Source organism: Streptomyces laculatispora (assembly GCF_017353455.1).
Classification (GTDB): domain Bacteria; phylum Actinomycetota; class Actinomycetes; order Streptomycetales; family Streptomycetaceae; genus Streptomyces; species Streptomyces laculatispora.
Genome location: NZ_JAFMPZ010000151.1, coordinates 1 through 4,899 on the forward strand (window position 1 = coordinate 1; position 4,899 = coordinate 4,899).

4 protein-coding genes are annotated in these 4,899 nt (G+C 74.0%); 2 read left to right on the forward strand and 2 right to left on the reverse strand.

Annotated features, from left to right (window positions below; all coding sequences use genetic code 11):
* Both mycP and eccB read right to left on the reverse strand, forming a co-directional pair.
* Nucleotides 1–1,037 (reverse strand): type VII secretion-associated serine protease mycosin (gene mycP / locus J1C73_RS09055; protein WP_207315878.1); only part of this gene is annotated, 1,037 nt, incomplete at its 3' end.
* 40 nt (nt 1,038–1,077) lie between these two features.
* Nucleotides 1,078–2,628 (reverse strand): type VII secretion protein EccB, encoded by a 1,551-nt coding sequence (eccB, locus tag J1C73_RS09060; protein ID WP_207315879.1) that lies wholly within the window; start codon nt 2,626–2,628, stop codon nt 1,078–1,080.
* 220 nt (nt 2,629–2,848) lie between these two features.
* Between eccB and eccE the strand changes: the two genes are divergently transcribed.
* Together eccE and J1C73_RS09070 are read left to right on the forward strand one after the other, a co-directional pair.
* Nucleotides 2,849–4,165, forward strand: coding sequence for a type VII secretion protein EccE (eccE, locus tag J1C73_RS09065; protein WP_372446667.1), 1,317 nt, complete (start codon nt 2,849–2,851; stop codon nt 4,163–4,165).
* On the forward strand, nt 4,165–4,887 hold the full coding sequence (locus J1C73_RS09070) for a hypothetical protein (RefSeq protein WP_207315881.1): 723 nt from the start codon (nt 4,165–4,167) through the stop codon (nt 4,885–4,887). The genes eccE and J1C73_RS09070 overlap by 1 nt, the downstream gene beginning before the upstream one ends.
* The last annotated feature ends 12 nt before the right edge of the window (nt 4,888–4,899 follow it).

The following is a 4,899-nucleotide window of genomic DNA, read 5'->3' on the forward strand; positions in this document are numbered from 1 at the left end:
TCCGGGTGGGGTGCGTCCTGCGGGGCGTCGTCGCCGGACAGGGCGCGCACCGGGTCGACGACGCCCCAGCCGACGAAGTCGTCGTGGCCGTTGACGGAGCGCTCGGCGGTCTGCTCGATCCGGGCGACGGTCTGCGCCGCCGTCCAGGCCGGGTACTTGGCTCGCATCAGCGCGGCGACCCCGGTGACGTAGGGCGCGGAGAAGCTGGTGCCGTTGTCGGTGCACTGGCCGTTGCCCGGGACGGTGGAGACGATGTCGACGCCGGGTGCGGCGACCCCGACGAACCGCCCGGCCTGGGAGAAGGGGGCGCGTTCGTTGTTGCGGTCGGACGCGGCGACGGCGAGGACGCCGTCGAAGGCGGCGGGATAGGTGCGCTTCGGCCGGCCGTCCATGCCGTCGTTGCCCGCGGAGGCGACCACCACGACGTCCCTGCCGATCGCCCGGGCCACCGCCCGGCCCAGCACGGAGTCCTCGGTCAGCGGCCGGGTGGTGTCCTGGGAGATGTTGATGACCTCGGCACCCTTCGCGATCGCGTGGTCGATCGCGGCGGCCATCGTGGTGTCCTTACCGCTGTTCTTCTCGTCGTTCTGGCGGATCGGGATGATGGTGGCCTCGGGAGCCAGGCCGACGAATCCGGTGCCGCCGCGGGGGCGGGCGGCGATGATGCCGGCCACCTTGGTGCCGTGGCCGACCTGGTCGACGGTGCCGTCGGTGCCGCCGCCCGGCAGGAGATCGGCGCCCGCGGAGGCGTCCACGGCCGAGGTGAGCTGCGGGTTGGTGTCGTCCACCCCGGTGTCGATGACGGCGACGCGGACGCCCTTGCCCCTGGTGTCCTGCCACAGCTCGTCCAAGAGCACGCGCTGGAGCGGCCAGGGGCGGCCCTCGAACTGCTTCTTCATCGGAAAGGTGCACACGCCGCCGCCGTCTATGCGCAGGTCCCCGGCGCCCGGATCGGCGTACGCGGCCTGCGGACCCGCGAGTGCGGCCGCGGCCGCCGCGGCCGCCGTCAGCAGGACCGTCTTCCGGTACGGCGTCATCTTCTCCCCCTGCTCTTCGGTTGCCGCTGGCCCGGGACCGTCACGAACCCTGGGGCCGGCGGGCACTGTTGGTGTCGAGCCGGGGGCCCTTGGACAGGAAGTCCGACCACTCGATCGGGACGAGGGCGGGTGTCACCTTCTCGTATCCGAGCCGGATCTGCGCCTCGCCGGGTTCGGGGCGCCCGTCCGGCCCGTCCGCCGCGCCGGCGGTGCCGATGCCGGAGCGCTCGGCGTCGCTGTCGCCGTTCGCCTGAACCGCGTACCGCAGTCCGGTGTCGGTCACCAGGAAGAGTGATCCGTCCGGGCTGGTCTGCCGGCCCCGGACCTGGGTGTAGAGGAGACCGCTGCCCGGAGTGACGTACGTGCTGGTGCCGCCCGCCCCGACGGAGGCGGGGTACGAGGTACCCGCCCAGGTGCTCAGGGTCGTCGCGCCGCCGCCGTCCGCCCTGCGCAGCACATTGCAGACGGTGTCGCGGCCGGAGCTTCCGGCGCCGGTGGCATTGACCCGCTCGGCCCGGTGCGCCGGCCAGTGCGCGGCCTGGCCGGCGAAGGGGACGGGGTCGGGCACGAAGTCCTGGAGGCCGACGGTGCGCGCCTCACCGTCCAGGTCGAGTGCGGCGGTCTGCGGGGAGTTGATCAGCAGCCAGGCGGTGAACTCGGAGACCGGCCGGACCTTCCCGCCGAGGACGACGTAGTACGCGGTGCCCTCTCCGTTGCGGGTCCGCAGCACCGTGCCGATCCGGTTCTCCTGCGCGGAGAGCCGTCCTTCGACATGCGCCGGGGAGCCGGCGTTGCCGGGGATCCGGGGGAAGACGATCGGGCTGCCGTCGTGCAGGGTGGCCAGCCAGTCGTCGGTGACGGGCTGCGGCTGTGCGCTGCCGACGAGGGCGCCGGTCAGATGGCCGAGGTCGGCCGCGGTCTCGTCGATGCGGTACTTGGTGCCGCGGGCGTCGACGAGGTAGCGGGTCCGGTCCTGGCCCCTGACGTAGAGCGTCTGGCCGCCGGTGAGCCTGTTCGCGCCCTCCGTCAGCCCGTTGTCCCGGTCGGCGAGGACGAAGGCGGCCTTCTGCACGGTGTTGCCCTTGCCGCCCGGCTGCACGCACACGGCCCAGCGCTTCGCCGTACCCGCGTCCTTGGCCTCGGGCAGCCGGTCGGGGGCGTAAGGAATGCCGAGGACCGGTCCGCGCGGGGGCTTTCCCGCGTCCAGGATGTCGTCGGCGACCTGCACGACGTCGTAACTCTGCGGGTTGAGCAGCAGCCTGGCCGACGCGAGGTTCAGCACGGGGTGCAGCAGGGTCTTGCTGTTCTTGCCCCGGCCGGTGGTGAGCACCACGTAACGGGTGGTCGACTTCTTGCCGACGATCACGTTGGTGCCGGGCCGGTCCCAGTCCGTGGGGGCGGTCGGCCTGAACATGCCGACGGCGCCGAAGCCCGCGAGGATCAGGGCGCCGGCGACCACGCCCGGCAGGACGGCGCGCAGCGGGCGCGGGGCGCCCTCGTCGGAGCCGGTCGGTGAGGGCCGGAGGAAGGCCGCCACCATGCGCCTCTTCGCGAATGTGTACGCGTTGAGCTCGTCCCGCCGCGATGCCATGAGTCCGTCCGTCCCCCGTGCTCTCCCCGCGCGGCGCCATGAGCGGCCGTGCCCGACGCCCCGCACCGGGCCTCCGCCCCGTCCGACCGGCCCCCTACTATGCCTGTCGCCGGTGGGGGTCCGCGGGCCGGGTAGGGTGATCCAGCCGCCGGAGCCGTCGGCGGAAGAGGCGTGGCACGGGTCGAGTTGGGCCCGGACGAACGGGGGGAATGCCGCGATGATGGCTTCCGTGACGCGGACACCGCCGGCCGGGAACGTACCGCCTCCCGAGGCCCCCCGGCCCAGCGGTTCCCCGGAGGCTCCGGGCCGTCGGGGGCCGGGCGGCGCACGGCTGAGCGGACGAGCCGGACCGTTCGGATCGTTCCGACTGCAACAGCTCGTGCTGCTCGAGATCGCCGCCGCGCTGCTGCTGTGCGCCTGGGTCGTCGGTCCTCTGCTGCTGGCACCGGCGGTGGTGGTGGCCGCGGCGCTGGTGCTGCTGGCCGTCGTGCGCAGGCGCCGCCGTTCGCTTCCCGCGTGGCTCTGTACGGTTCTCGCGCTGCGCGCCCGTACCCGCAGGGCCGCGTCGACGGCGTTGCCCGCGGGCACCGGGCCGGGGATCGCGCCGGCGGTGGAGTGCGAACCGGCGCTGCGCACCCGCTCGTTCAGCGACCGTGACGGGCGGCAGGTCGGCATGATCGGCGACGGTACGTATCTGACGGCCGTACTCCGGATCGAGTCGGACGCCACCGCGCTGCGGCCGGACCGGTCCGCACGGCCGCTGCCGCTGATGCTCGTCAAGGACGCGCTCGACGTCGACGGCATCCGGCTGGAGTCGGCGCAGGTCGTGCAGCACACCCAGCCGGCTCCCGCACCGCATCTGCCGGAGCAGTCGGTCGCGGCACGCAACTACGCGCCCCTCCAGGCGCGGACGGGTTCCCCGGCGGTCCGCATCACCTGGATCGCGCTGAAGCTGGACCCGGAGCTCTGCCCGGAGGCCGTACGGGCGCGGGGCGGCGGGCTCACCGGTGCGCAGAAATGCCTGGTCCGCACGGTCGACCAGTTGTCCAGCAGGCTGATGGGGGCCGGGTTCGGCGCGACGGTGCTGACGGAGCGGGAGCTCCACTCGGCGATCGCCACCTCCGCCTGCGCCGGTCCGTCGGCCGGGACGCGGGCCGGCCGGTCCGGAACGCCCGTCCGCCGCACCCTGGAGACCTCGCGGACCTGGCGTTGCGACGGCCGGCAGCACACCACGTACTGGGTGCGCCGCTGGCCGCGGTTCGGCGCGGGCGGTGCGCCGATGCCGCAACTCGTCGCGCTGCTCACCTCGGTCCCGGCGCTGGCCACGACCTTCAGCCTCACGCTGGGACGCGGCGACCGGCAGGAGATCCCGATCGCCGGACACATCCGGATCACCGGCCGCAGCGAGGAGGAACTGCGCCGCGCCCGACGCGAGTTGGAGCGCACCGCACGCGGGGTGAAGACCTCGCTCGTGCGGCTCGACCGCGAACAGCTGCCCGGCGTCCTCGCCACGCTTCCGCTCGGGGGTACCCGCTGATGTCCGTGATCGCACGCCGCCGCGGACGGCTCGGCTTCGGACCGGCCGGTCCGCGCCGGACCCGGCACACCGTCCGCCTCGACCAACTGGCCTCGCTGGCCCTGCCGGTCGGCGACGACGGCGTGGTGATCGGCGTGGACGGTGAGGGGCGTCCCGCCGTGATCGGCATCAACCGGCCCACCCCGTACGACATCACGCTGATCGGCGGGCTGTGGACGGCGCAGGTGCTCGCGCTGCGGGCGGCGGCGACGGGTGCCCGGATCGTGGTCGAGACGGGGCGGACCCGGGCCTGGACGAAACTGGCGCAGGCCGCGGGCGGCGGTCAGCCGTGCGTCTCGCTGCACGAGGTGGGGCGGGTGCCCGCGCAGGGCGCCTCGGCCGGCTCGCCGGTCGTCGTGGTGCGGGACTGCGGCATGAGACCACCGCGCGGGCGGGTGGTGTCCGGTCCGTGGCAGTCGGCGGTGACGCTGCTGCCGTATCTGAGCCCGGTGGCGCCCGGGTTGATGGAGAAGTCGTCACTGGTCGGCATTCAGCGGGTGTCCCCGGATGAAGCCGCGCAGATCGGGCGGCTCATGCGGCTGCCTCCCGACGAGACCCGGACGCTGTCGACCCTCACGGACGGGGTCACCCTCTGGTGCACGCGCCGGGACCGGCGGTTCGTGATGACCGAGGCGACCGATGCCGAATCGGGACTGCTGGGCAGCGCACGCCGGGTGGACTGAGGGCGCGGCGAG